Below are 23,992 nucleotides of genomic sequence, written 5' to 3' on the forward strand. Positions count from 1 at the left end.
CCACGCCGCATGTGCGCTCACCCCACCGCAGCAAGGAGCAGAAGATGCCCGAACCCCGGCCCCAGGGGCCATCCGTTCCCCGACAGCAGTCGAGGCCGACGGCCACCGTGCCGGACGCCCCCGCGCCGGTGCTCCCCGATCTTCCGATCGCAGCGGCAGCGTTCGGCCTCGCGGCGGTACCGCATCCGCAGATCGTTCCCCCGCCCCCACCGATCACCGAGACGCCGCCCGGCACGCCGCCCGCGGCCACCGCCGAACCCATCCTTCAGCGCATCCTCGCCGGACCCACCGGGCTGGGCACCAACTCACTGTCCCTGGCGGGTGGTTCGCCTGCGACGGACACGCCGTCGCCGCCTCCGATCCCGCCGGACACGCCCACCACGCCCCCAACCGACGTGAGTCTGCGGAGAGTTCTGGGCGGTCCTACCGGTCTGGGCACGGCCTCGCTGTCCCTGGCCCACCCCCCGCATGAGCCGCCGCCGGGACCCGTCCCGACGCTCCCCGCACCACTGGCACCCCCGTCTCCCGCGCCTCCCGCAGCAGGACGAGCCATCCCCGGCCTGTACCACCATCCCGTCCCGGAGCCCGACCCCACCCGTGTCGAGGAGGTGAGTTCCCGGATCAAGCGCTGGGCCGAGGACGAGGTCCAGTTGTATCCCGAGGAGTGGGAAGGCCAGTTCGACGGTTTCTCCGTCGGGCGGTACATGGTCGGTTGCCACCCCGACGCCCCCACGATCGAGCACCTGATGATCGCCACCCGGCTGATGGTCGCGGAGAACGCAGTCGACGACTGCTACTGCGAGGACCACGGCGGCTCCCCCGTCGGTCTCGGCGGACGTCTTCTTCTGGCGCACACCGCGCTCGACCCTCTCCACACCACCCCCGGGTACGCGCCGGCCTGGGAGGAGTCGCTCGGCTCGGACCCCCCACGGCGCGCCTACCGCAGCGCGATGGACTACTTCGTCCGCACGGCCAGCCCCTCCCAGGCCGACCGGTACCGCCATGACATGGCCCGCCTGCACATGGGCTACCTGGCCGAGGCGGCCTGGGCCGAGACCGATCACGTCCCGGAGGTGTGGGAGTACCTGGCGATGCGCCAGTTCAACAACTTCCGCCCCTGCCCCACGATCACCGACACCGTCGGAGGCTACGAACTCCCAGCCGACCTGCACGCACGGCCGGAGATGCAGCGAGTCATCGCTCTGGCCGGAAACGCGACCACCATCGTCAACGACCTGTACTCGTACACCAAGGAACTCGCCAGCCCGGGCAGGCATCTGAACCTGCCCGTGGTGATCGCCGAACGCGAGCAACTCTCGGAGCGCGACGCCTACCTCAAGGCGATCGACATCCACAACGAGCTCATGCACGCCTTCGAGGCGGCAGCGGCCGACCTGGCCGCCGCTTGTCCGCTGCCCCCCGTGGTGCGCTTCCTCAAGGGCGTGGCCACCTGGGTCGACGGCAACCACGACTGGCACCGAACCAACACCTTCCGCTACAGCCTGCCCGCCTTCTGGTAAGGAACGGACACCTCTGTGACCACAGACATCACCCCCACCGTCTCCGCGACGATCCCGAACCCGGCAACCCCCTACCAGGGGGACATCGCCCGGTACTGGAACAACGAGGCGAGGCCGGTGAACCTGCGCCTCGGTGAGGTGGACGGGCTCTACCACCACCACTACGGCATCGGGGCCGTCAACCACGAGGCCCTCGGTGACCCGGAGCACAGCGAGTACGACAAGAAGCTGATCGCGGAGTTGCACCGGCTCGAGTCCGCGCAGGCCGAACTCCTTCTGGACCACCTCGGCCCCATCGAACCCGACGACACCCTCGTCGACGCCGGCTGCGGGCGCGGCGGATCCATGGTCATGGCCCACCAACGCTTCGGCTGCAAGGTCGAGGGTGTCACCCTGTCCGTCACCCAGGCCGAGTTCGGCAACGGACGGGCACGGGACCTACGGATCCAGGACCGTGTGCGCTCCCACGTGTGCAACATGCTCGACACCCCCTTCGAGAAGGGCAGCATCGCGGCCTCCTGGAACAACGAGTCGAGCATGTACGTCGATCTGCACGACCTGTTCGCCGAGCACTCCCGCTTCCTCAAGGTGGGCGGCAGGTACGTGACCATCACCGGTTGCTGGAATCCCCGCTACGGCCAGCCGTCGAAGTGGGTCTCCCAGATCAATGCTCACTTCGAGTGCAACATCCACTCCCGCCGTGAGTACCTGCGGGCCATGGCCGACAACCGGCTCGTGCCGCAGACCGTAATCGACCTCACCCCGGACACCCTGCCGTACTGGGAGTTGCGGGCCACGTCGTCACTGGTCACGGGGATCGAGGAGGCGTTCATCGAGTCGTACCGGGATGGCTCGTTCCAGTATGTACTGATTGCGGCCGACCGCGTCTGACGGGGCGAAGTCCTGGATCCGGCTGCCCGGCGGGTGGGTCGGGCCTCCCGGCTCTCGCCCAGACATGCCCGTGGGGCCCGGCCTTCTCGGCGGCCGGGCCCCACGAAGGGATACTTACCTCGTCAGGTCACCATCGGTACCAGCGGCCCCGACCACCACCGGCGGTGGTGGAGCGCATCACGAAGCCGAGCAGCCACAGCACCAGCACCGCGACGGCGACGAACCACAGCAGCTTGACGGCAAATCCAGCACCGAAGAGAAGCAACGCGAGAAGCAGAACAAGAAGCAGGGGAACCATAGTTATCAACCTCCTGCACCCTCTGTTGCCCTCGCATTGCGCCTCAACTCCTGAATATCTCCTTGTTTATGAAGGAAAGTTCGGGGCACTTGCTCAAGCTGCTCTCTCACAGCCGATGGAAGGGCATGGGGGCGCCACCGGAGGGTGAGGCCGCTCTGAGCTGGCCGAAGCCGGAGGGTGCCGGGGCCAGGCGCTGGGCGAAGCGGCGCAGGCGGTAGGCCATGCCGTTGCCCCGGGTGTCCTGTTCGGTCGCGGTCCTCCAGCAGACGGCCGCGGCGTTCTCGAAGAAGGTGTGTGCGGTGGTGGGTTCGTGGTCCGCGGCGGTGACCTGGACCAGCAGGTGTTCGGGGTCGCGGGGGGTGGTTCTGGTGGGAATGTGTTTGCGGCCCTCGTCAGGGGCGAGCCGGTTGGGCAGGTCGTCCGCCGAGGGTGACGGGTGCGCGGGGGCGGCGTGTGCGGACGCGGGCGGGACCTGGTCGCTGCTGGTGCTGGCCGCGACGACGATCTCGAGCCGTTCGGCGAAGTAGGTGCCGGGCAGCGGGATTTCGAGGTCGGGATGGCGGGCGTAGCCACCGGCGACGGCGGTGGCGACGAACTCGATGACGGCGCGGGCGGCCGGGGTGTGCCGACGGGTGGGCATGGTGCGGGTGAGCTGGGCCAGGACACGCAGGACGGTGGCCAGGCTGCTGTCGGCGCTCATCGATTGCAAGGCGGGGGCGTACTCCTCGGCGTCGGCGTCGGTGTCGCCTCGGGCCGGGACGCACTCCTCGGCGCCAGGGTTGCCTTCGGCCGGGGCGGGGACATCGGTTTGGGCGTGCCAGAGGGCGGCGGCGTGTGTCTCGCCGTGGGCGAGGTGCTGGAGGTAGAGGCAGTAGGAGGCGGGGGCGTCTTCGGCACCGGCGGCGTACTGCCACCAGAAGCGGGCACCGATGTCGACGCCGGCCAGGTGCAGGGCGCACCCCAGGATGCGGGCGGTGCGGGGCTGGGGGACCTGGTCGGTGAGGAAGTCGGCGAGCTGGTCGGGGGTGCAGTGACTGACGACTGTTTCGCACAGGGCGTTCAGGCTGTGGGCGGCGCTGTTGTCGGTGGTGTCGTCCGCCCGGTGCTGCCACAGCAGCAGGTCGTCGTCGAGAGCCTCGTCATGAGGGACGACGTCGGCGGGGACGTGGGGCTCACGCAGCAGCAGCGACTGGGCGAGGAGGTCGTCGATGGTGCTCATGGCGGCGGGATCACTCCTGGGTTTCGGCGTCGGGGAAGAGCTGCTTCAGAGCCCAGCGGGCGTGGTGGTCCAGGGTGTGGACCAGGGCCGGGGGCAGACCGACCACGTCGGGGATGGCGTCGGGGTCGATCCCGCACAGGTAGCGCAGGACCGTGACGTCCATCTGGTCGTCGGGCAGTTGGGCGATCGCGTCGAAGAAGCGGGCCAGGGCGTCGATGCGGGCCAGGCGCTCCATCAGGTTCTGGGCCTGCGCCTGATGAGTGGTGGTGAAGGCCGCGGCACGCAGGTCGTGGTGACCGGCGGGCCGCTTGGCGGCCCTCGACAGGACGGTGGCCCGCAGCATCTGCCAGGCGTGGCGCGGCATGTCCGGGCTGGACGTGGCTTCGTCCCAGGTCAGCCAGAGAAGGTCGAAGACCTCGCCGACGGCATGGCGGGCGCGGGGCAGGGACTGGAGGAAGGCCTGGGCGTAGGCACTGTAGGGCTCGGCCATGGCCTGGTAGAGCGCTACGTGGGCGAGGGGTTGCTCATCGGCGTCCGCCGACTGGACGGCCTGGATGCGATCGTCTATCCAGGACGGTTTCTTCTCCGCCTCGATGGCGGCGACCCGCCACAGCCTGCGTAACGGGCCGACGGGTATGTCCAGGGCACGGACCACGCTGTAGGTGATCTCCCACGTGGGGTAGAGGCCTTTGCCGCGCATCAGTTCGGACAGGCGGGTCTTGGAGAAGCCGGAACGGCCGACCAGCTCGTCCAGGGTCAGTCCACTGGCGGCGAAGCGGGTGCGGACCGGCTCCAGCCATGTCCTGTGCGCCAGTCCGGCCTCCTTGCAGATCGGCTCCGGCGGGCGGCCGCGGCGATGGGGAGGCTCAGCGGGTCGTTCGGGTACGGGGGGCGTTTTCACTGGGGCGGCTCCTGACTTCCCAGCTGACCCGCGGGCGGTGCGGGCGCCGCCGTGGTGGCCCGTGTGTCCGAGCCGCCGAGCGCGGAGACGATCTGCTGGACGAGGAGCCCCAGCGTGGGCAACAGCGCGACCATGGCCGCGAGTTGGCCCAGCACGGTCATCACCGTGCTCCATGTGAGGACCGCCGCCAGGACGATGACGGTCATCACCTGCTTGCTTGTCATGGCACCTTCCCTGGAAGGACGTACAGGCGTCTGGAAAGGCCCCTCCGAGGCGGTGCTCAAGCGCCTCGGAGGAGTTGCACGACAGCATGCTGGGTGAGGTGGCCACCACTCAACGTGATCATGAGATTGCGGAACAATGTCGCCCAGTGAACACATCGTCACCAGGCGATCGCACGGCGTCGCTGACGTCCCCTCAGGCCCCGGCGTACCAGGGCGCGTTACCGCAAGAACGCTTTTACCGCCGCCAAATCATGGGGTAATGAACCCTTTTGATGGCGAAGCCGTAGTTCTCCTTGCGGCACCAGCCGGATGGCGGACCATGGAACACGTACGCCACCCCGGCGTCGCACCTTCCATGTCTGGAAGGCCGCGCGGACCCCTCGTGCTCAAGAACCACCGGAGGGGACCCGCCCCGCTTCCGCCCAGCCCTCACACGCTGGGCGGAAGCGGACCCCGCGCCACGGCGGGGGCACGCCTCGGACACATCACGCCGAGGACCCGCCGGCCCCCACGGACTCTCGCGGAGTTCCTGCGAAGACCGGCTAGCGGGCCGGCCAGGGCTAGCAAAGGGTGCGCGCGTAGCGCAACTTGTTCAGAGATGCCCCGCCGGTGGTGTCCTCCACGGCCGCGCCGTCCGCGCGCCAACCGGCAGCCTCGTAGAAGTGCCGGGCACGCTCATTGTCTTGCAGTACCCACAAGGTGGCTCGGCTGTAGTCGGCCTGTCCGAGCGTCGCCAGAGCGGCAAGCATCAACTGCTTTCCGACCCCGCTGCCCCACACCTCGGGGACGGCGTACAGCGTGCCGATCTCCGCGACGGCAGGGATCTCCTGCGACGGGCCGAAACTTGTGAATCCGATGATCCCTGCCTCGGTCTCGGCTGCCAGCACCCCCGATGACGGCCACCGTGTCTCCGCGATCCGTGTCTTCCAGACGGACTCCTCGCGGACCGGGTCCATGGCGTCGAGGTAGTGCTGCGGAACAAGACCGGCAAAGGCCGCCCGCCAAGAGCGCACGTAGACGTCAGCGACCGCTGACGCGTCATCAGGCCATGCCTGTCGAATCCGCATGATCACCATTGTTCCGGGTCCCCCAATCCGGGCCAAGCTGTTTTCCTGTGCGCGACGTCGAGAGCTCAGCAGGCGCCAGCAGCGTCCGTGCGGAGTCCGCGCTACGGATGCAACTCACACCACTTGCCCGCCGACGAGCGGTAGCCGCACTCCTGACATCTGTCAGGACCGTCGGGATCGACGTCCCTCTAGGTTGCTGTGCGCACCACCTCACAAGTGCGGTCAGCACGACGCACCCGACGGGCACGGGGATCCGGCCTGGTCGATGGGCAACTGCCGACCGGGGCCCATCACTTGTCCGCCCAGGCTTCTACAAGGAGGTACCCGCGATTTTCGGCAAACTGGTGAGACTGGCGGTTTCGGCCGTCGCGGTGGCAGGGTCGCTCATGGCCGTCAGCGCCGGGCCGGCGTCCGCGAGGGCCGACGCCACCTACTACGGATGTCCGTACGGAGCCGTCTGCATCTACAACACCGCCAACCCTGACTCGGGCATCGAGAACGGCGGTGTCTACTGGGCCTACGGCCCGCACAACCTCAGCAACCAGTACGGCGATCACTACGTGGTGAACAACCAGTACGGTGGCGCCTGGGTGGAGCTGTGCACCGGCTACAACGGGACCGGCCGGGGAGAAGCAATCATCTTCGCCGCCCCGTACGGGTCCGTGCAGAATTTGGGCCCGATCAACTCCATCGTGTTGGGCACCGGCAACAACTACCCCTGCTCGCCTCCGTGATCCGCCCCCGACCCGCGCCTCGCAGGGCCTGACGTCACGTAGACGGAGTCACCCTCTCCGTCCCGCCGATCCGCGGCTGGGCGGACGAGCGGCCTCACGCGTGATCCATCCGTGATCCACCGCGACACGCCTCGCGGGGATAATGACGCGATGAGTACCGCCGACGATGACAAGAGATCGTTCGACCATGGCAACGGATTCGACCACGTCAACGAGTTCGACCAGGTCAACGGGTCCGCTCAGGAGCAGTTCGGGGCGGTGGTCCAGTACGAGCGCGACGGGGCGTGGGTCGTCGTCGCCCACGGCTCCTACGACATGGACTCGCTGTCTCCGCTCGCAGAAGCGCTGGGCACCGCGGCCGAGAAGCACGCCAGGGTCGTGGTGGATGTCGCCGGCATCACCTTCGCCGATTCGACGTTCCTGAATCTGCTGCTGGGCTTGAACCGGCAGACCGAGCTGCGGCTGGTCGGGCCGCCCCCACAACTGCGACGAATCCTGGAACTGACCGGGGCCGACACGGTGCTCGACGTACGGGCGACCGTGGAGGACGCCGTGGCATGACCTGTACGGACCGCGGGAGTCGACGGACCCGGTCGTCCCGGGCCGCCGACTCCCCCGCCGGACGGGTCACCCCATCACCCCTTGCCCACAAGGTCCTTGAGCGCGATGTTGAGCTCCAGGACGTTCACCCGGGGCTCCCCGATGAAGCCGAGCGTGCGGCCCTCGGTGTGGTCGTCGACCAGCCTGCGCACCTGGGCGTCGGTCAGGCCGTTCCTCTCGGCGACCCGGTGGACCTGGAGTTGCGCGTAGGCCGGGGAGATGTCGGGGTCCAGGCCGGAGCCGGAGGACGTCACCGCGTCGGCAGGCACCTCGGACGGTTCGACGGTGTGGTCGCCGGTCGAGTTGTCCCTGATGACCGCGGCCTTGGCGTCCTTGACCCACTGGACGAGGTCGGCGTTGTCACCGGAGCGGTTGGTGGCGCCGGACAGGATCAGCTGGTACCGGGTGTTGACGCTGTTGGTGCCGAGGCCGTTCTGCGGGCGGCCCTGGAACCACTTCAGGTCGGGCTCCGGCGTCTTCTGGCCCTTCTTCACCGGCAGGTTGTAGGCCTGGCCGATGAGCGAGGACCCGACGACCTTGTCGCCCGCCCTCACCTCCGAGCCGTTCGCCGTGTCGTGGAAGAGGGCCTGGGCGACGCCGGTGACGGCCAGCGGGTACAGCACGCCGGTCACCAGTGTCAGCACCAGCAGGGCACGCAGCCCAGCCCAGAGCAACCGGCCTGTGTTCGTGAGGGAGTTGTTCATGGACTTCAGCCGATCCCGGGGATGAGGGAGATGAGCAGATCGATGATCTTGATGCCGAGGAACGGGGCGATCAGCCCGCCGAGGCCGTAGACGGTGAGGTTGCGGCGCAGCAGCCTGTCCGCGCTGACCGGCCGGTACCGCACCCCCTTCAGCGAGAGCGGCACCAGCGCGATGATGATCAGCGCGTTGAAGATGACGGCGGACAGGATCGCGGAGTCCGGCGAGGACAGGCCCATGATGTTGAGCGTGTCCAGGCCCGGGTAGACAGTCGCGAACAGCGCCGGGATGATCGCGAAGTACTTCGCGACGTCGTTGGCGATGGAGAACGTGGTCAACGCTCCCCGGGTGATGAGGAGTTGCTTGCCGATCTCGACGATCTCGATCAGCTTGGTCGGGTTGGAGTCGAGGTCGACCATGTTGCCGGCCTCCTTGGCGGCCGACGTGCCGGTGTTCATCGCGACGCCGACGTCCGCCTGGGCCAGCGCGGGCGCGTCGTTCGTACCGTCACCGGTCATCGCGACCAGCTTGCCGCCGGCCTGCTCCCGCTTGATGAGCGCCATCTTGTCCTCGGGGGTGGCCTCGGCGAGGAAGTCGTCGACGCCCGCCTCCTCGGCGATCGCCTTGGCGGTCAGCGGGTTGTCACCCGTGATCATGACGGTCCTGATGCCCATGCGGCGCAGCTCCTCGAACCGCTCTCGCATGCCCTCCTTCACCACGTCCTTGAGGTGGATGACACCCAACACCCGTGCGCCCTCGGCGTCTTCGACCGCCACGAGCAGCGGAGTACCGCCCGCGGTGGCGATCCGATCGGTCAACTCCAGTGCGTCCCGAGCGACTTCACCGCCCCGCTCCCCCACCCAGGCGACGACGGAACCCGCCGCTCCCTTGCGGATCCTGCGTCCGTCGACGTCCACTCCGGACATACGGGTCTGGGCGGTGAAGGCGATCCACTCGGCACCGGCCAACTCGCGCTCGCGCAGCCCGTACCTGTCCTTCGCCAGTACGACGACGGAACGGCCCTCGGGCGTCTCGTCGGCCAGCGAGGAGAGTTGGGCGGCATCCGCCACCTCGGCCTCCGTGACCCCGGTGACCGGGACGAACTCGGCGGCCTGACGGTTGCCCAGGGTGATGGTGCCGGTCTTGTCGAGGAGCAGGGTCGAGACGTCACCGGCCGCTTCGACGGCCCTGCCGGACATGGCGAGCACGTTGCGCTGCACCAGTCGGTCCATGCCCGCGATGCCGATCGCGGAGAGCAGGGCGCCGATCGTGGTCGGGATGAGGCAGACGAGCAGGGCGACCAGCACGACCATGGTGAGGTGCGTGCCCGCGTAGTCCGCGAACGGCGGCAGGGTCGCCACCGCGAGCAGGAACACGATGGTCAGCGAGGCGAGCAGGATGTTCAGCGCGACCTCGTTCGGCGTCTTCTGCCGGGCCGCGCCCTCGACGAGGTTGATCATCCGGTCGATGAAGGTCTCGCCCGGCCTCGTCGTGATCCTGATGACGATCCGGTCGGACAGCACCTTCGTGCCGCCGGTGACCGCCGAACGGTCGCCGCCGGACTCCCGGATGACCGGCGCCGACTCACCGGTGATCGCCGACTCGTCGACCGAGGCCACGCCCTCGACGACATCACCGTCGCCCGGAATCACATCGCCCGCCTCGCAGACGACCAGATCGCCGATCTTCAGCTGGGTGCCGGGGACTTCGGTGCCGTTGAGCAGTCGTGCCACCGAGTCGGTCTTGGCCTTGCGGAGGGTGTCGGCCTGTGCCTTTCCCCGGCCCTCGGCGACTGCCTCCGCCAGGTTGGCGAAGACGACGGTCAGCCACAGCCAGGCGCTGATGGTCCAGCCGAACCAGTCCCCCGGGTCCTTGAAGGAGAAGACGGTGGTGAGCACGGAACCGATCCACACCACGAACATCACCGGCGACTTGATCATCACGCGCGGGTCGAGCTTGCGGAACGCGTCGGGAAGCGACGTCAGCAGCTGTCCGGGATCGAAGACGCCCGCTCCGACTCGGCCCTGCGACAACTGGTGCCCGGTCGGTACGTCGCTGTGCGGCGCCCGGGTCGCGGTGGCTGGGGGCATCTCTTCGCTTTCGGTACGAGTGGTCATGACGCCAGCCCTTCGGCGAGCGGGCCCAGGGCCAGCGCCGGGAAATACGTCAGACCGGTGATGATCAGGATCGCGCCCACCAACAACCCGGTGAACAGCGGCTTCTCGGTGCGCAGGGTGCCCGCTGTCTGCGGCACCGGCTTCTGCTCGGCGAGCGAGCCGGCCAGCGCGAGCACGAACACCATCGGCAGGAAGCGGCCGAGCAGCATGGCGATGCCGAGCGTGGTGTTGAACCACTGCGTGTCGGCGTTCAGCCCGGCGAAGGCCGAGCCGTTGTTGTTGGCGGCGGACGTATAGGCGTAAAGGATCTCGGAAAACCCGTGCGCGCCTGAGTTGGTCATCGAGTGTGCGGGCGTGGGCAGCGCCATCGCCGCCGCGGCCAGGACCAGCACCAGCGTGGGGGTGATCAGGATGTAACAGGCGGCCAGCTTGATCTCGCGGGTGCCGATCTTCTTGCCCAGGTACTCGGGCGTACGGCCGACCATGAGCCCGGCGATGAACACCGCGATGATCGCCATGATCAGCATGCCGTACAGCCCGGACCCGGTACCGCCCGGCGCGATCTCGCCCAGCATCATGCCGAGCATGGTGATGCCGCCGCCGAGCCCGGTGAAGGAGGAGTGGAAGGAGTCGACGGCACCGGTCGAGGTGAGCGTGGTCGCCACCGCGAAGATCGACGAGCCACCTACGCCGAAGCGGACCTCCTTGCCCTCGTACGCCCCACCCGCGAGCTCGAACGCCGGTCCGTGGTGGGCGAATTCGGTCCACATCATCAGGGCCGTGAAGCCGATCCAGATGGTGGCCATGGTCGCCAGGATCGCGTACCCCTGCTTCACCGAGCCGACCATCACCCCGAAGGTGCGGGTCAGGGCGAACGGGATGACGAGGATCAGGAAGACCTCGAAGAGGTTGGTGAAAGGCGTCGGATTCTCAAAGGGGTGCGCGGAGTTGGCGTTGAAGTAGCCACCGCCGTTGGTACCCAGCTCCTTGATCGCCTCCTGCGAGGCGACCGCGCCGCCGTTCCACTGCTGCGAGCCACCCATGAACTGGCCGACCGCGTGGATGCCGGAGAAGTTCTGAAGGGCACCGCAGGCGACCAGCACGATCGCGGCGACGAAGGCCAGCGGCAGCAGGATGCGCGTGACCCCGCGGACCATGTCCGCCCAGAAGTTGCCCAGTTCACCGGTCCGGGACCGGGCGAACCCGCGCACCAGCGCCACGGCGACGGCCATACCGACCGCGGCCGAGACGAAGTTCTGCACGGCCAGACCGCAGGTCTGCACGACGTGACCCATGGCCTGTTCGCCGTAGTACGACTGCCAGTTGGTGTTGGTCACGAATGACACGGCGGTGTTGAACGCCTGGTCCGGGTCGATCGAGGAGAAGCCGAGCGAACCCGGCAGCACGCCCTGCAACCGTTGCAAGAGGTAGAGGAAGAGCACCCCGGCCGCGGAGAAGGCGAGAACACCGCGCAGGTAGGCGGGCCAGCGCAGTTCGGCGTCGGGATCGACACCGATGCCCCTGTAGATCCACCTCTCCACCCGCCAGTGCCGGTCGGAGGAGTAGACCTTGGCCATGTGATTGCCGAGGGGGATGTAGGCGAGAGCCAGCGCCGCTATGAGGGCGAGCAGCTGAAGAGCGCCGGCGAGTACGGGTCCCATACCTGGTCTCAGAACCTCTCCGGGAAGATCAGGGCGAGGACGAGATAGCCCAGCAGGGCGACGGCCACGACGAGGCCGACGATGTTCTCGGCGGTCACAGCCTGGTCACCCCCTTGGCAACGAGAGCCACCAGCGCGAACAGCGCGATCGTGGTGACGACGAAGGCCGGATCGGCCATCGCGAGCTCCTAGGAGAGGTACGGACAACATGCGGACAGCCAGAGCAAACCCCTGCTGTGACCGCATATGACCGCCCGTTGACGCGTCCCTTACGGCGGCGCCGACACCTTTGACGCGTTCCTTACGGAACCGCCCCGGCGCCCCGTCATGACGTCCTCCCCGGCAGGTTCGGCGCGACCGGGCCGGTCAGATCAGTCGAGTCGGTCCGGTCGGTCGGGTCTGTCGGGTCGGTCAGGTCGGTCGCCGACGGTCCGGCGCGGACGACGGCCTGGTCTCCGCGGGGACCGAACAGGTGCAGGATCTCCACGGCCTCGGTGTCCGCCGGCCCGAACCAGTGAGGCTCGGAAGTGTCGAACTCGGCGACCTCGCCGGGCCGGAGCGTGAAGTCCCGCGCCCCGAGGATCAGGCGGAGGCGGCCGGCGAGGACGTAGAGCCACTCGTAGCCCTCGTGGGTGACCAGTTCCGGCGGACGGGGTGCCAGGACCTGTTTGAAGACCTGCACCCGGCCCGGGTACTGCGTCAACGGGACGAGGACGCTCCCGCGGTCCCTGCGCAGGGGCCGCAGATGCACCCGGGGGTCGCCGCTGGCCGGTGCCGCCACCAGCTGGTCGAGTGCGACGCGGTGCGCGCGTGCCAGCGGGATCAGCAGATCCAGCGTCGGGCGCCGCTTGCCCGACTCCACCCGGGAGAGCGTGCTGACCGAGATCCCGGTCGTGGCCGCGAGCGCCTCCAGCGTGAGACCCCGTTCCCTGCGCAGTCGGCGCAGCCGGGACCCGATGCCGTCGAGAATCTCCGCCAGCTCGGCGTCCTCGAGACCGGTGTGCGGGGAGTCGGCGCCTGTGTTCATGGACCCATTTTTGCAGTGTTCGCAAAACTGATGGGCGGCGCCCGGGACCCGAGCGGAGTCTTGCCGGGCACTGTTCCCGCACCTGTGAGGTACACCATGACCGCGACGACACATACCGTTCCACCCGCGCTGAGCGCGCGCAGACGCTGGACGATCCTGGCCGTGTGCTGCCTGAGCATGTTCCTGGTGGGGCTGGACACCACGATCGTCAATGTGGGGCTGCCTGCCATCGGGCGGGGCCTGGACGTCGACACACGCCATCTCGAATGGATCGTGGACGCCTACACCCTCGTCCTGGCGAGTTGTCTGATCTCCTCCGGCGCGCTGGCGGACCGCTTCGGACGCCGTCGGGTGTTCCAGTACGGGCTGGCCGCCTTCGGTGCCGCCTCACTGCTCTGTGCCCTGGCCCCGTCGGCAGGTGTCCTGATCGCCGGCCGCGCCCTTCAGGGCATCGGTGCCTCGATGCTCAGCCCCGTCGCGCTGGCCATCGTGGTGAACGCGATGCCGGACCCGAAGGAACGGGCACAGGCCATCGGCATCTGGGCCTCCGTGTTCGGCCTGAGCATGGCCGCCGGGCCGGTGACCGGCGGCGCGCTCCTCGCGGCACTCGACTGGCGGGCCCTGTTCTGGATCAACACACCCGTCATCGCGGCCGCCCTCCTGCTCAGCGCCGTGCTGGTACCGGAGTCCCGGGCACAGCACACCCGGCGACCCGACCTGCCCGGCCAGGTCCTGCTGACCATGCTCCTCGCGGCCGTGGTCGGCGTCCTGATCGAGGGCCCGCACATCGGCTGGACATCGCCCATGGCCCTGACGGGGTACGCGGCGGCCGTACTGGCCGCAGCCGGGTTCGTGCGGGTCGAGTCACGTCGCCGTGAGCCTCTGATGGATCTGCGGCTCTTCACCCGCCCGGCCTTCAGCGCCGCCGTCGTCGGCGCGGTGACGGTCTTCGTCGCCCTGAACACGACCCTGCTGCTGAACACCCTCTATCTCCAGCACACCCGGCAATGGACGCCGCTGGCCGCCGGTGTGGCGACCCTGCCCCTGGCCCTCGGCGCGACACTCTGCGCCCCCTTCTCCGGCCGCATGGTCGGCCGCTCGGGCCCCCGCCTGCCGCTGCTGCTGGCCGGCGGTTTCATCACGGTCGGCGGGCTCTGCCTGACCCGGCTCACCGCGCACACGAGCGTGCTCCTGCTGCTGACCTCGTACGCGTTCATCGGCATCGGGTTCGGCTTCGCCAACGCGCCCCTCACCAACACCGCGGTCAACGGACTGCCACCCGCGCGTGCCGGCGTCGCCGGAGCCGTCACCTCCACCGCCCGACAACTCGGTGCCGCCCTCGGCATCGCCCTCGCCGGCGCCCTGGTGGCCGACACCACCCCCACCGGACTCGCGCACGCCTCCCGCCCCGGCTGGATCCTCGTCGCCGCGTGCGGGGTACTCCTGCTGACCATCGCCCGCACATCGAGGCCGAAGCCGGCCGTCGACACCGAGCGCGCCTCCGCGGCAACACGCTGAACCACGGCGTTGAACACTTCACCGTGCCATCCCGGAGCCCGGCAGTCCTTGACCAAGCGTCGGGTCGTCGACGTCGTCGTCCACGAAACCACCACGAAACCACCGACCCGGAAGTGATCGTCGCCGAGTCCGGCCACGCGTTCGCCTCGCCGGACGGCTCCGCGGCCAAGGTCCCGTACGTCTTCGTGATGCGCGCCCGGGGCAGCCGGATCATCGAGTCCCGCGACCACATCCACCCCGTCCGCACCTGCACCGCACGCGGGCACCCCGACCAGCTCCCCGCCGCACTGCGCAAGGGGTGAGGCCGGCGCCCGTGCTCAACCGCCGGGCATAATGCGGCTCATGACGACTTGAAGAGCCGCGGCCGGCCACCGGCCCTGGGTGAAGGTCTCCTCCTGGGACACCGTCCAGGACGGAGAGCGCCGCGCCTGCAAGGAGTGCGGGACAGCCGTCCGCTCGTATCAACACCGCTTCCATCCGCCCGAGTCCACGATGTTCGAGCGGTGCGTCGGCTACGCCTGGTGCCCCGGCTGCCGGATCTACTCCACGGCCATGGTCCACGTCCCGCGCGAGCAGCCTCTCCACGACGCCCTGGCGTCCCTTCCCGAGGACCGACGTCGGCGGCTGCTCCGCGCAGAGCACGCACTCGTCGCACGCCTGGACCGCCGGGCCACAGACCACACACCGGGGACCACCCTCTGACCGACCTGGCGGACCGTGCGGCCCTGACACCTGTCAGGACCGCGCGGCGGCGCGTCCGGCCTAGCCTCAGGGCCGATCGACACGGGGGAGGCTCGCGCAGGCGCACGACTCCTGCCCGAGCGCCGCCCCCCTTCCCGTATGCCAACGGAGGAGCATCGTGACAACTGCACGTCGCATGGTGGGATCCATCGCAGTCGCCGCAGCACTGATCGCCGGTAGCACCGTCCTGGCCACTGCGCCCGCTGCCGCGAAGGGGGAAGCCGCAGCCGCCGAGGTCCGGGCTGCCGAATGGGACGGCCAGCTCTACCTCTACTACAGCGCCTCCGGCAACAGCTCCTACAGCACGTACTGGAACTGGGTCAATGACTTCGGGACCGACACGTTCACAGCCGCCGGTGAAGGCCAGGGCCAGAGAGTGAAGAACAACGTGTACCGCGGCTGGAACAACGATGAGAGGTACCGGGCCCGCATCTTCTACAACGAGTGGCAGAACTCCGGCACCCCCAACGCCCCCTACGACGACTTCTGGCCCGGAGAGGCCCGCGCGCTGAACTCCGGAGTGCAGAACAACAACGCCTCGCTCGCCTGGTACCGCGTCTGACACGTGTCCGGCCCGCCCGCGCGCTGCCGGGCGGGCCCCGCACCCCGGAAGGGACAGGACAACATGCCGACGCGACGAATCCACCGGACCAGGCATCTCGGCGCGGCCGTCTTCCTGCTCGCCGTCACGGCCGGGTGCGCGCCGGGCCAGGCGGCGGGGTCGACGCCGACGTCCACTCCGCCCGGAACACCGACGGCTCCCGGGCCGCCAACGGTCACCGCGGTGCCGAACATGCTCGACGTCAGTGACCTGGTCCTGCCCATCGAGCCCTACCTGTTCACTGATCGCCAGGTCGGACGCCTGTACCGGGCCAAGGCGGTACTGACCGAGTCCTGCATGCGGCGCTTCGGCCACTCTTGGCCCGCCCCCACCGGCCCCATCCCGGAGACAGGCACCCTGAACCCGGCCAACACGGCACACCGGTACGGCATCACGGACGCGGCCGAGGCGGCACGCCATGGCTACCACCCGGCTCCCGGCTCAGTGCCGCCGCAGGCCAAGGAGAAGTCCACGGGGCCGAAGCCGGGGCGGGAAGCCATGCTCGTTCTGCGCGGGCTGAAGCCGGACGGCACACCCGCGGACACGGACTCGCGCGGTCGACGGCTCCCTGCGGGCGGTTGCCAGGGCGAGGCGGTGAAGGCCCTGTCGGGTGACCCGCAGAAGCTGGGGAACCCTGAACTCGTCGGCGCGATCAACATCGGCAGCTACCGTGACTCACAGCGCGATCCGCGTGTGGTGGCGGTCTTCCGTGCCTGGTCACGCTGCATGAAGCGACATGACGACGACTACACCTACGCCGACCCGACCCAACCACCCGGCAAGGACCCCGAGTTCAGCGGTCCGACCGCCGGCCGGGCCGAACTCGCCCTGGCGAAGGCCGACGTGGCGTGCAAACAGGAGACGAACGTCGTCGGCATCTGGTCCTCCGTCGACGCGGCGTACCAACGGCGGGCGATGGCGGAGAAGCAGCGCGAACTCGCCGCCGTCCAGCAGGACATACGTACGCAACTGTCCAACGCCGACAAGGCCCTGGCCGGCCGCCACTGACAGACCGGGCGCCACGGGCCCCCGCGTCAGTCCTTCGCGTCCTCGGTGAACAATTCCGGCGGTGCCTGAAGGTCATGGGCGCGGAACAGGACCGCGTGCTCGACGCCCAGGGCCTTGCCGCTCATGGCGGCGATCTTCGGGATGAAGTCCTTCGGGGCGGGGTGCCCCGGGAGCGCGGCCAGGTACGCCGCGTGCGCTTCGAGGGAGGCGACGCCGCGGCGCAACGGCTCACCCGTGACGTCGACGCCGTGGGTCGCGCCGGCGCCGCCGAACGCGGGGAGGATGAGCCAGCGCGCCGAGTGCGGTTCAAGCCCTTCGTCGTCGACCTGCTCCGGGAAGACCCACCGGTTGCCGGCGTCGCGCACCGCGTCCAGGGTCGCCAGTCCGGCGGCGCGGTGGTCGGCCTGGTCGAAGCCGAGGGGCGTCTCGATGTCGTAGCTTCCACCGAGCACAGCGTCGGGCTTGAACCGGCGGATCTCCCGGCAGATGTCGCGGCGCAGGTCGAGGCCGTAGACGAGCACACCGTCCGGATGGTCGAGGATGGTCAGCCGCTCGACACCGACGGCGGCACAGGCGGCCTGCTGCTCGGCGACGCGCAGGCGAGCCGTCTCCTCGGGAGGATTCGGCATGCCGGCCTCGCCGCGGGTCAGCAGCAGATAGGCGACCTCGATACCGCGCGCGGTCCAGCGGGCGACGGCCGCGGACGTGCCGTACTCCATGTCGTCGGGATGCGCGACGACACAGAGCACACGCTGGAAGGATTCCTCGGGCAGGGCAGGCAGCGTCATGCCGACCATCCTCCCCCGTTCAGGACGCGCCGTCCCGTTTACGGACGCTTTGTTCACCCCGGCCGTGGGGGAATCGACAGAGATCCTGGGACACCGCGGGCCCGCCCCCTCCGCTGACCTCCGGCTTCTGCTGTGCCGTCAGTCCCTGTGCGGCGCCAGTCGATCATGATTGACTGCTCAGCGTCGCGGTGGTCGGGGTGCCGATGCCGCGCGCCCCCTCTCTCCTCACGATGTGACGCGGGTCACATCGAACCCATGTCACGAACGGAAAGGCACCTTGCGTCTGCTGGTCGTCCGCTCAGCGGGAGCGGCCGACAGGAAAGAGACAACAGAGCGATGAACGCGACAGCAGCGCAGCAGCACGAGGTCCTGGTCCTGGGTGCCGGTTACGCCGGGCTCTCCGCCGCGATCCAGCTCGCGGCCCGCACCAGGAAGCGCGGGAACCTGCGAGTGACGCTGGTGAACCCCTACGACACCTTCACCGAGCGACTCCGACTCCACATGACCGCCACCGGTCAGGAGACGGCCGAGATGGACATCCCGGGCCTGCTGGACGGCACCGGCGCCGGCTTCGTCCGTGGCTGGGTCACCGCCGTGGACGCCGAGACGAAGACCGTCCGGATCGACGACGACCGGGTCCTGCGCTACGACACCCTGGTCTACGGCCTGGGCAGCATCGCGGACACCGTCGCCGTCCCCGGCGTGGACGACCACGCCCACACCCTCAACAGCCCGCAGGACGCCGCCATCCTCGCCGACCGGCTGGCCCGGCTCGACCGTGGGACCGTCGTGGTCGGCGGCAGCGGCCTCACCGGCGTCGAGGCCGCCGCGGAGATCGCCGAGCGGCACCCGGAGCTCGACGTGGTGCTGCTGGGCCGGCAGGAGCCGGGCGCGAGCATGCACCCGAAGGCCAAGGCCTACCTGGACGCGGCGCTCGCCCGGCTCGGCGTGCGGGTACGCAGCGGCGTCAAGGTGGCCAAGGTGCTGCCGGACAGTGTCGAGCTCGCCGACGGATCCAGCATCCCGGCGTGCGCGGTGCTGTGGACCAGCGGCACCCGTGTCTCGCCGCTGGCGGCCACCGCGGGCCTGACCGTCGACGAGCGCGGCCGTGTGGTCACCGACAGCGCGCTGCGCTCGGTCTCCCACCCGGATGTCTATGCCGTGGGCGATGCGGCGGCGATCCGTCAGGGCTACGGCATGATGCACGGGACCTGTCAGGGAGGTATGCCCACCGGTGTGCACGCGGCCCTCTCCATCCTGCGAGTGCTGGCCGGCAAGGAGCCCAAGCCCTTCCGCTTCGGCTACTACCACACACCTGTGAGTCTGGGCCGGAACGACGCCGTCGTGCAGTTCACCCACCCCGATGACAGCCCGCGCCGGATCGTGCTGACCGGCAAGCGGGCCGCGAAGTACAAGGAGACGGTCAGCGCCGCGCCGTGGCCGACCTTCGCCCGCATGAAGAAGATGCCCGTCTCGGGCGCGTTCTGGCCGCACGGCGGCCGCTACACCCGGATTCGGAGCGCCAAGTGACCCAGCCGCAGCAGGCCGACCCCGACCAGCTCGCCTTCCAGCAGTACCGCACCCTGCTCTTCTCCGTCGCCTACCGCATCCTCGGCAGCGCCGCCGATGCCGAGGACGTGGTCCAGGACGCCTGGCTCAAGTGGTCGGCAGCCGACCGGTCCCAGGTCGCCGAGCCCAAGGCCTACTTGACCCGGATCGTCTCCAACCTGGCGATGGAGCGGCTGCGTTCGACTCGTCACCAGCGCGAGACCTACGTCGGGCCTTGGCTCCCGGAGCCGATCCTGACCGGTCCGGACACAGCGGACGGCGTTGCCACGACGGACTCGGTCTCCATGGCCCTGCTGGTCGTGCTGGAGACGCTGAGTCCCTTGGAGCGCGCGGTCTTCGTGCTGAAGGAGGTCTTCGCCTTCAGCTATGCGGAGATCGCGGAGGCGGTGGAACGCTCGGAGGTGGCGGTCCGGCAGGCCGCGCACCGCGCCCGCGAGCACGTCCAGGCCCGGCGGCCCCGTTTCTCCGCGGACCGCTCCCGCCAACGCGACGTCGCGAAGCGCTTCTTCGCGGCGACGGCGGGCGGCGACATCAACGCCCTCATGGAACTGCTCTCCCCGGACGTGACCCTCTGGACCGACGGCGGCGGCAAGGTCCGCCAGGCCCTCAAGCCGGTCGTCGGCCTCGAGACCGTGGCTCGTTGGTTCGCCGCGCTCGGCACCACGACCTACCAGGGCATCGAGCCCGGGCACATGCGGGCGGAGCTCACCTGGATCAACGGCGGGCCGGGCGTGGTCTTCCGCGGCCCGGACCGCGTGGTCGCCACGCTGACCTTCGACTTCGATCCGGAAGGCCGCATCTCGACCATCCACAACGTGGCCAACCCCGACAAGCTCCACGCAGTCGCCGACGGAACTCTGCACGAGTGCTCGACCACTGCGAGCCCGCCACCGGCATAGCCCCCGTCCATGTCCCTGGCCGCCCAGGTGACGCGCCAGAGCTTCAGGCGAACGCGAAGCGCATGGAGGAGGGCGCGGGCGCCCCGCCCCGCCTCCGCAGCCCCACGCAACCCCCCCCACCCCCACACGACCCACCCCGCAAAACCCCATGGCCACGCCCCCGCCTCCTCCCTAAAGTCACCCCATGACCACCCAGACCCCAGGTCAGCCCGACATCGCGGCGATGCTCACCGACCAGACCCGTGCCTGTGAGGCGGCCCGCGCCGCCATCGCCGCCGGCGGTACGGTGACGCTCTGCGGTGACGCCGGGCCGCACTGGATGGTCTACGGCATCACCGCCACGCGGCTGAGGCGGTCCTTGAGGATCGGTCTGACGACCCTCGGCCTCGACGAGACCGTCGAGATCCTGGCCCGGCACCGTGGCGAACCCCTGCGTACCGGCTTCATCGACACGCCGGACCGGTCCTGGCACTTCACGCTGTACTTCGACGCCGCCGGAACCGAACTCCTGGCGTGCAGCGGCGTCAAACGAGAGCCGCGTTCGAAGGCGGACCGTCGGACAGCCCCGCCGTAGAAGCGCAGGCCCCCAAAGCCCGAGCCGTAGAAACGCAGACCGTCCGAAGCCTCAGCCGTAGAAGCGCAGACCGTCCGAAGCCCCAGCCGGAGCAGCACGGACCCCACCGCGCACCCCCGAGCCGCCACCCCCGCCGGCGTTCAGCGCCCCCTAGGACGACCCGTGCTCGCTCGGAGTATCAGCCGGGTCGGCACGAGGGTCGTGCCGTGAGGTGTGTCGTGGGGGGCGCCGTCGTGGCGCATCTTGCGCAGGACCGCCTGGACGCAGAGCCGGCCGACCTCGGCGAAGTCCTGGTGGACGGTGGTCAGGGGCGGCTGGAAGGACGACGCCTCGGCGATGTCGTCGAAGCCGATGACACTGACGTCCTGGGGGACGCGCCGGCCGCGTTCGTGCAGGGCGCGCAGCAGGCCCAGGGCCATCTGGTCGTTGGCGGTGAAGACCGCCGTGCAGTCCTCGCGCGCGGCCAGCTCCAGGCCCGCCCGGTAGCCGGACTCCGCGGACCAGTCGCCGCGCACCAGCGGCGGCACGCTGCGGCCCGCCTCGACGAGGGTGGCCTGCCAGGCGTCGGTTCGGCGCTGGGCGGCGTAGGAGTCCTCGGGGCCGGCGAGGTGGAAGACGGTGTCGTGGCCGAGTTCGAGGAGGTGCTCGACGGCCGCGCGGGTGCCGCCGGCCTGGTCGGTGTCGACGACCGTATACCGCTCGCCCGCGTCGGAGTCGGCGACGACGACCTGGACATGGGGCGGGATGTTGATGGTGGCCGCGTCCAGGAGGTGCACCTCCATGATGACGATCACCGCGTCGACGGCGAGCTCCTCCAGGCGGGAGAAGGCGCCCCGGACCTCGTCCTGGGTGGGGACGGTGGCCTGCAGCAGGGTGACCGCGTACCCCTCGGCGGCGGCCGCGGTGGCGATCGCCTCCAGGGTGCGGACGTTGCCGGTCGTGGAGAGCGAAAAGGTGATCACGCCAAGGGTGCGGAACTCGCCGCGCTTGAGGGCGCGGGCCGCGCTGTTGGGGCGGTAGCCCAACTCCCGCATGGCGGCGAGGACCTGACGGCGTGTCTCCTCGTTGACACCGGCGTAGCCGTTGGACACGCGGGAGACGGTCTGGGACGACACTCCGGCCAGCCGCGCCACGTCCGCCATCGAGACCGAGGAGCGGCCCCCTCCGGACGAGCGCCGACCACGGGTCACCGCAGGTGCGGGCGCCTGTGGCGGCGAGTCCTGCGTGGCGTCCATTTCCTACCCCCTGCCTGTCATTACATCGCTTTGATCACGATCCGCCCGGGAGACCCTTGACCCGCGTCATCGGAGGAGTGTAGACATGCCGCCATCGGATGTTTACGTAAACATAACAGCTCAGGTCTCTTTTTTCGCTGATCGGTGTTTGCGTGACCATCCCGGCCGCTCCACGCGGGAAACCGGTGCGGGCGGGGGTTCCATGAGTGAACGAGCGAGGAACGATCATGACAACTCTGCACCCGCCGGCCACGGCCGAGCCGCGCCCGGCACCGCCGCCGGCACCACGGGACCGACGCTCCTGGACGGGGTGGGGATTCATCGGCCCGTTCGTGACGGTCTTCGCGCTGGTCTTCCTCGCACCCATCGCGTACTCGATCTACCTGAGCCTGTTCCGCAACCAGCTGATCGGCGGCAACCACTTCGTCGGCCTGGACAACTACACCCAGGCCCTCAAGGACGACCAGTTCTGGTCTGCTGTCGGCCGGGTGGGGCTCTTCCTGGCGATCCAGGTGCCGATCATGCTCGGCATCGCCCTGCTGGTGGCGCTGGCGCTGGACAGCGGCCGCCTCTACGGCAAGAGCTTCTTCCGGATCACTATCTTCCTGCCGTACGCCGTGCCCGCCGTCGTCGCCACCCTGATGTGGGGCTTCATGTACGGCACCAAGTACGGCCTGGTGGGCGACATCAACGAGGCGTTCGGCACCTCGCTGCCCGACCTGCTCTCCCCCGACTGGGTGCTCGCCTCCATCGGCAACATCGTGACCTGGGAGTTCGTCGGCTACAACATGCTGATCTTCTACTCGGCGCTCCGGGTCATCCCCAACTCGCTGTACGAAGCGGCGGAGATCGACGGCGCCGGACAGTGGCGCGTGATCACCTCGATCAAACTCCCCGCGATCCGGGGCGCGATCGTCATCGCCACGATCTTCTCGATCATCGGCAGCTTCCAGCTCTTCAACGAGCCGAGCATCCTGCGCCCACTGGCGCCGAACGCCATCACCACCGACTACACGCCGAACTTCTACACGTACTCGCTGTCCTTCGCCGGCCAGCAGCACAACTACTCCGCGACGGTCGCCATCATCATGGGCCTGCTCACCATGGTGGTCGCCTACGTCGTGCAGCTGCGCGGCATGCGCAAGGGAGCGTGACCCGATGAGCACCTCTGCCCCCACCGCCTCCCCCGCCAAGAGCAGCAGCCGGAGCAGCAGCCCGCCCCGGCTGCGGACCCCGCGCAAGCACAGCCCGGACAAGCCGCGCCGCAGTGTGCTGATGACGGTGCTGATGGCCCTGATGGTCCTCTACACCGTGGTGCCGCTGATCTGGCTGGTCATCAACTCCACCAAGACCCAGGCCGGTCTGGGCGACTCCAACGGGCTGTGGTTCGCCCATGACTTCGCCCTGTGGGACAACATCCGGACCACCTTCACCTACCACGACGGCATCTTCGGCCGCTGGCTGCTGAACACCCTGCTGTACGTGGTGCTCGGCGCGGGCGGCGCGACGCTGCTGGCGGTGCTTGGCGGTTACGCGCTGGCGAAGTTCGACTTCCCCGGCAAGCGCGCCATCTTCGCCGTCGTCATCGGCGCGGTGGCCGTACCCGCCACGGCGCTGGCGGTGCCGACCTTCCTGATGTTCAGCAAGCTGGGGCTCACCGACACCCCCTGGGCGGTGATCATCCCGTCCCTGGTCTCGCCGTTCGGCCTCTACCTGATGTGGGTGTTCGCCGCCGAGGCCATCCCGACCGAGCTCCTGGAGGCGGCCCGGATGGACGGGGCGAGCGAGCTGCGCACCTTCTTCCAGGTCGCGCTGCCGCTGCTGGCGCCGGGGATCGTGACCGTGCTGCTGTTCACCACGGTCGCCACCTGGAACAACTACTTCCTGCCGCTGATCATGCTCAAGGACCCGGACTGGTACCCGCTGACCCTGGGTCTGAGCGCCTGGAGCTCGCAGGCCCAGACCATCGGCGGCGACGTGATCTTCAACCTGGTGATCACCGGCTCGCTGCTCACGATCATCCCCCTGATCGCCGCGTTCCTGTTCCTCCAGAAGTACTGGCAGTCCGGTCTCGCCGCCGGAAGCGTCAAGGAGTGACGA

At 69.2% G+C, this 23,992-nt stretch carries 26 protein-coding genes; 14 read left to right on the forward strand and 12 right to left on the reverse strand.

What is annotated here, in order from left to right; translation table 11 throughout:
• Positions 1 to 44 precede the first annotated feature (44 nt).
• Positions 45 to 1,520 carry a family 2 encapsulin nanocompartment cargo protein terpene cyclase gene (locus ACH41F_RS15690; protein WP_398835907.1) on the forward strand — a complete coding sequence of 492 codons (1,476 nt, stop codon included), beginning with the start codon at positions 45 to 47 and terminating at the stop codon, positions 1,518 to 1,520.
• A 15-nt stretch (positions 1,521 to 1,535) separates the two neighbouring features.
• Entirely contained in the window at positions 1,536 to 2,411 is an 876-nt protein-coding gene (locus tag ACH41F_RS15695) for a geranyl diphosphate 2-C-methyltransferase (RefSeq protein ID WP_398835910.1), read from the forward strand.
• 127 nt (positions 2,412 to 2,538) lie between these two features.
• Here ACH41F_RS15695 and ACH41F_RS15700 read toward each other — a convergent pair whose 3' ends face one another.
• From ACH41F_RS15700 to ACH41F_RS15720, 5 genes are all read right to left on the reverse strand, one after another.
• Entirely contained in the window at positions 2,539 to 2,709 is a 171-nt protein-coding gene (locus ACH41F_RS15700) for a hydrophobic protein (protein ID WP_391230953.1), read from the reverse strand.
• Between the two features lie 106 nt (positions 2,710 to 2,815).
• On the reverse strand, positions 2,816 to 3,928 hold the full coding sequence (locus ACH41F_RS15705) for a hypothetical protein (RefSeq protein ID WP_398835913.1): 1,113 nt from the start codon (positions 3,926 to 3,928) through the stop codon (positions 2,816 to 2,818).
• A gap of 10 nt (positions 3,929 to 3,938) precedes the next feature.
• A complete protein-coding gene (locus tag ACH41F_RS15710; RefSeq protein WP_391230951.1) occupies positions 3,939 to 4,829 on the reverse strand; it encodes an XRE family transcriptional regulator in 891 nt (296 codons plus the stop codon).
• Positions 4,826 to 5,053: a hypothetical protein gene (locus ACH41F_RS15715; RefSeq protein WP_391230950.1), complete on the reverse strand. Its 228-nt coding sequence runs from the start codon at positions 5,051 to 5,053 to the stop codon at positions 4,826 to 4,828. Before ACH41F_RS15715 ends, ACH41F_RS15710 begins: the two co-directional genes overlap by 4 nt.
• A 560-nt stretch (positions 5,054 to 5,613) precedes the next feature.
• Positions 5,614 to 6,120: a GNAT family N-acetyltransferase gene (locus ACH41F_RS15720; protein ID WP_398835916.1), complete on the reverse strand. Its 507-nt coding sequence runs from the start codon at positions 6,118 to 6,120 to the stop codon at positions 5,614 to 5,616.
• 386 nt (positions 6,121 to 6,506) lie between these two features.
• Between ACH41F_RS15720 and ACH41F_RS15725 the strand changes: the two genes are divergently transcribed.
• Positions 6,507 to 6,854 (forward strand): hypothetical protein, encoded by a 348-nt coding sequence (locus ACH41F_RS15725; protein WP_391230948.1) that lies wholly within the window; start codon positions 6,507 to 6,509, stop codon positions 6,852 to 6,854.
• Positions 6,855 to 7,004: 150 nt separating this feature from the next.
• Positions 7,005 to 7,415 (forward strand): STAS domain-containing protein, encoded by a 411-nt coding sequence (locus ACH41F_RS15730; protein ID WP_391230947.1) that lies wholly within the window; start codon positions 7,005 to 7,007, stop codon positions 7,413 to 7,415.
• A 74-nt stretch (positions 7,416 to 7,489) separates the two neighbouring features.
• Here ACH41F_RS15730 and ACH41F_RS15735 read toward each other — a convergent pair whose 3' ends face one another.
• The 5 genes from ACH41F_RS15735 to ACH41F_RS15755 all read right to left on the reverse strand — a co-directional run bounded on the left by ACH41F_RS15735 (position 7,490) and on the right by ACH41F_RS15755 (position 12,959).
• Positions 7,490 to 8,158, reverse strand: coding sequence for a potassium-transporting ATPase subunit C (locus ACH41F_RS15735; protein WP_398835920.1), 669 nt, complete (start codon positions 8,156 to 8,158; stop codon positions 7,490 to 7,492).
• Between the two features lie 5 nt (positions 8,159 to 8,163).
• A complete protein-coding gene (gene kdpB, locus ACH41F_RS15740) occupies positions 8,164 to 10,272 on the reverse strand; it encodes a potassium-transporting ATPase subunit KdpB (RefSeq protein ID WP_391230943.1) in 2,109 nt (702 codons plus the stop codon).
• Positions 10,269 to 11,933 (reverse strand): potassium-transporting ATPase subunit KdpA, encoded by a 1,665-nt coding sequence (gene kdpA, locus ACH41F_RS15745; protein WP_391230942.1) that lies wholly within the window; start codon positions 11,931 to 11,933, stop codon positions 10,269 to 10,271. Before kdpA ends, kdpB begins: the two co-directional genes overlap by 4 nt.
• Positions 11,934 to 11,941: 8 nt before the next feature.
• Positions 11,942 to 12,031 (reverse strand): K(+)-transporting ATPase subunit F, encoded by a 90-nt coding sequence (kdpF, locus tag ACH41F_RS15750; protein ID WP_016434100.1) that lies wholly within the window; start codon positions 12,029 to 12,031, stop codon positions 11,942 to 11,944.
• A 226-nt stretch (positions 12,032 to 12,257) separates the two neighbouring features.
• Entirely contained in the window at positions 12,258 to 12,959 is a 702-nt protein-coding gene (locus ACH41F_RS15755) for a helix-turn-helix domain-containing protein (RefSeq protein WP_398835925.1), read from the reverse strand.
• A gap of 96 nt (positions 12,960 to 13,055) precedes the next feature.
• On the opposite strand from ACH41F_RS15755, the gene ACH41F_RS15760 reads away from it, so the two are divergent.
• The 5 genes from ACH41F_RS15760 to ACH41F_RS15780 all read left to right on the forward strand — a co-directional run bounded on the left by ACH41F_RS15760 (position 13,056) and on the right by ACH41F_RS15780 (position 16,827).
• Complete coding sequence (locus ACH41F_RS15760; protein WP_398835928.1) at positions 13,056 to 14,477, forward strand: MFS transporter; 1,422 nt, start codon at positions 13,056 to 13,058, stop codon at positions 14,475 to 14,477.
• Positions 14,478 to 14,590: 113 nt separating this feature from the next.
• On the forward strand, positions 14,591 to 14,779 hold the full coding sequence (locus ACH41F_RS15765) for a hypothetical protein (protein ID WP_398835931.1): 189 nt from the start codon (positions 14,591 to 14,593) through the stop codon (positions 14,777 to 14,779).
• 79 nt (positions 14,780 to 14,858) lie between these two features.
• The gene (locus ACH41F_RS15770; RefSeq protein WP_398835934.1) at positions 14,859 to 15,179 is read left to right on the forward strand and encodes a hypothetical protein; all 321 of its coding nucleotides are present in this window, start codon (positions 14,859 to 14,861) and stop codon (positions 15,177 to 15,179) included.
• A 157-nt stretch (positions 15,180 to 15,336) separates the two neighbouring features.
• Positions 15,337 to 15,780 (forward strand): hypothetical protein, encoded by a 444-nt coding sequence (locus ACH41F_RS15775; protein ID WP_391230936.1) that lies wholly within the window; start codon positions 15,337 to 15,339, stop codon positions 15,778 to 15,780.
• A gap of 63 nt (positions 15,781 to 15,843) precedes the next feature.
• Positions 15,844 to 16,827, forward strand: a complete 984-nt coding sequence (locus ACH41F_RS15780; protein WP_398835937.1) for a hypothetical protein — start codon at positions 15,844 to 15,846, stop codon at positions 16,825 to 16,827.
• Positions 16,828 to 16,853: 26 nt separating this feature from the next.
• Here the strand turns inward: ACH41F_RS15780 and ACH41F_RS15785 are convergent, their stop codons facing one another.
• Positions 16,854 to 17,615 (reverse strand): PIG-L family deacetylase, encoded by a 762-nt coding sequence (locus ACH41F_RS15785; RefSeq protein WP_391230933.1) that lies wholly within the window; start codon positions 17,613 to 17,615, stop codon positions 16,854 to 16,856.
• A 336-nt stretch (positions 17,616 to 17,951) separates the two neighbouring features.
• On the opposite strand from ACH41F_RS15785, the gene ACH41F_RS15790 reads away from it, so the two are divergent.
• From ACH41F_RS15790 to ACH41F_RS15800, 3 genes are all read left to right on the forward strand, one after another.
• On the forward strand, positions 17,952 to 19,145 hold the full coding sequence (locus ACH41F_RS15790) for an NAD(P)/FAD-dependent oxidoreductase (RefSeq protein WP_398835940.1): 1,194 nt from the start codon (positions 17,952 to 17,954) through the stop codon (positions 19,143 to 19,145).
• Positions 19,142 to 20,083, forward strand: coding sequence for an RNA polymerase sigma-70 factor (locus ACH41F_RS15795; RefSeq protein WP_398835943.1), 942 nt, complete (start codon positions 19,142 to 19,144; stop codon positions 20,081 to 20,083). The genes ACH41F_RS15790 and ACH41F_RS15795 overlap by 4 nt, the downstream gene beginning before the upstream one ends.
• 184 nt (positions 20,084 to 20,267) lie before the next feature.
• On the forward strand, positions 20,268 to 20,657 hold the full coding sequence (locus ACH41F_RS15800; RefSeq protein WP_391230930.1) for a hypothetical protein: 390 nt from the start codon (positions 20,268 to 20,270) through the stop codon (positions 20,655 to 20,657).
• 140 nt (positions 20,658 to 20,797) lie between these two features.
• Here the strand turns inward: ACH41F_RS15800 and ACH41F_RS15805 are convergent, their stop codons facing one another.
• Entirely contained in the window at positions 20,798 to 21,892 is a 1,095-nt protein-coding gene (locus tag ACH41F_RS15805; protein WP_391230929.1) for a substrate-binding domain-containing protein, read from the reverse strand.
• A gap of 227 nt (positions 21,893 to 22,119) precedes the next feature.
• Between ACH41F_RS15805 and ACH41F_RS15810 the strand changes: the two genes are divergently transcribed.
• Together ACH41F_RS15810 and ACH41F_RS15815 are read left to right on the forward strand one after the other, a co-directional pair.
• Complete coding sequence (locus tag ACH41F_RS15810; RefSeq protein WP_391230928.1) at positions 22,120 to 23,046, forward strand: ABC transporter permease subunit; 927 nt, start codon at positions 22,120 to 22,122, stop codon at positions 23,044 to 23,046.
• Positions 23,047 to 23,050: 4 nt separating this feature from the next.
• A complete protein-coding gene (locus ACH41F_RS15815; RefSeq protein WP_391230927.1) occupies positions 23,051 to 23,989 on the forward strand; it encodes an ABC transporter permease subunit in 939 nt (312 codons plus the stop codon).
• The last annotated feature ends 3 nt before the right edge of the window (positions 23,990 to 23,992 follow it).

Origin of the sequence: Streptomyces sp. NPDC020489 (assembly GCF_044386545.1) — a bacterium.
Taxonomy (GTDB): Bacteria; Actinomycetota; Actinomycetes; order Streptomycetales; family Streptomycetaceae; genus Streptomyces.

What these genes read in the sequence shown, in the direction of transcription:
- ACH41F_RS15790 (WP_398835940.1), top strand. Translation starts at nt 17,952, where the DNA reads ATGAACGCGACAGCAGCGCAGCAGCACGAGGTCCTGGTCCTGGGTGCC.
- ACH41F_RS15780 (WP_398835937.1), top strand. Translation starts at nt 15,844, where the DNA reads ATGCCGACGCGACGAATCCACCGGACCAGGCATCTCGGCGCGGCCGTC.
- ACH41F_RS15815 (WP_391230927.1), top strand. Translation starts at nt 23,051, where the DNA reads ATGAGCACCTCTGCCCCCACCGCCTCCCCCGCCAAGAGCAGCAGCCGG.
- ACH41F_RS15735 (WP_398835920.1), bottom strand. Translation starts at nt 8,158, where the DNA reads ATGAACAACTCCCTCACGAACACAGGCCGGTTGCTCTGGGCTGGGCTG.
- ACH41F_RS15800 (WP_391230930.1), top strand. Translation starts at nt 20,268, where the DNA reads ATGACCACCCAGACCCCAGGTCAGCCCGACATCGCGGCGATGCTCACC.
- ACH41F_RS15730 (WP_391230947.1), top strand. Translation starts at nt 7,005, where the DNA reads ATGAGTACCGCCGACGATGACAAGAGATCGTTCGACCATGGCAACGGA.
- ACH41F_RS15785 (WP_391230933.1), bottom strand. Translation starts at nt 17,615, where the DNA reads ATGACGCTGCCTGCCCTGCCCGAGGAATCCTTCCAGCGTGTGCTCTGT.
- ACH41F_RS15715 (WP_391230950.1), bottom strand. Translation starts at nt 5,053, where the DNA reads ATGACAAGCAAGCAGGTGATGACCGTCATCGTCCTGGCGGCGGTCCTC.
- ACH41F_RS15705 (WP_398835913.1), bottom strand. Translation starts at nt 3,928, where the DNA reads ATGAGCACCATCGACGACCTCCTCGCCCAGTCGCTGCTGCTGCGTGAG.
- ACH41F_RS15725 (WP_391230948.1), top strand. Translation starts at nt 6,507, where the DNA reads ATGGCCGTCAGCGCCGGGCCGGCGTCCGCGAGGGCCGACGCCACCTAC.
- ACH41F_RS15720 (WP_398835916.1), bottom strand. Translation starts at nt 6,120, where the DNA reads ATGCGGATTCGACAGGCATGGCCTGATGACGCGTCAGCGGTCGCTGAC.
- ACH41F_RS15690 (WP_398835907.1), top strand. Translation starts at nt 45, where the DNA reads ATGCCCGAACCCCGGCCCCAGGGGCCATCCGTTCCCCGACAGCAGTCG.
- ACH41F_RS15700 (WP_391230953.1), bottom strand. Translation starts at nt 2,709, where the DNA reads ATGGTTCCCCTGCTTCTTGTTCTGCTTCTCGCGTTGCTTCTCTTCGGT.
- ACH41F_RS15755 (WP_398835925.1), bottom strand. Translation starts at nt 12,959, where the DNA reads ATGAACACAGGCGCCGACTCCCCGCACACCGGTCTCGAGGACGCCGAG.
- ACH41F_RS15810 (WP_391230928.1), top strand. Translation starts at nt 22,120, where the DNA reads ATGACAACTCTGCACCCGCCGGCCACGGCCGAGCCGCGCCCGGCACCG.
- ACH41F_RS15805 (WP_391230929.1), bottom strand. Translation starts at nt 21,892, where the DNA reads ATGGACGCCACGCAGGACTCGCCGCCACAGGCGCCCGCACCTGCGGTG.
- ACH41F_RS15760 (WP_398835928.1), top strand. Translation starts at nt 13,056, where the DNA reads ATGACCGCGACGACACATACCGTTCCACCCGCGCTGAGCGCGCGCAGA.
- kdpA (WP_391230942.1), bottom strand. Translation starts at nt 11,933, where the DNA reads ATGGGACCCGTACTCGCCGGCGCTCTTCAGCTGCTCGCCCTCATAGCG.
- kdpB (WP_391230943.1), bottom strand. Translation starts at nt 10,272, where the DNA reads ATGACCACTCGTACCGAAAGCGAAGAGATGCCCCCAGCCACCGCGACC.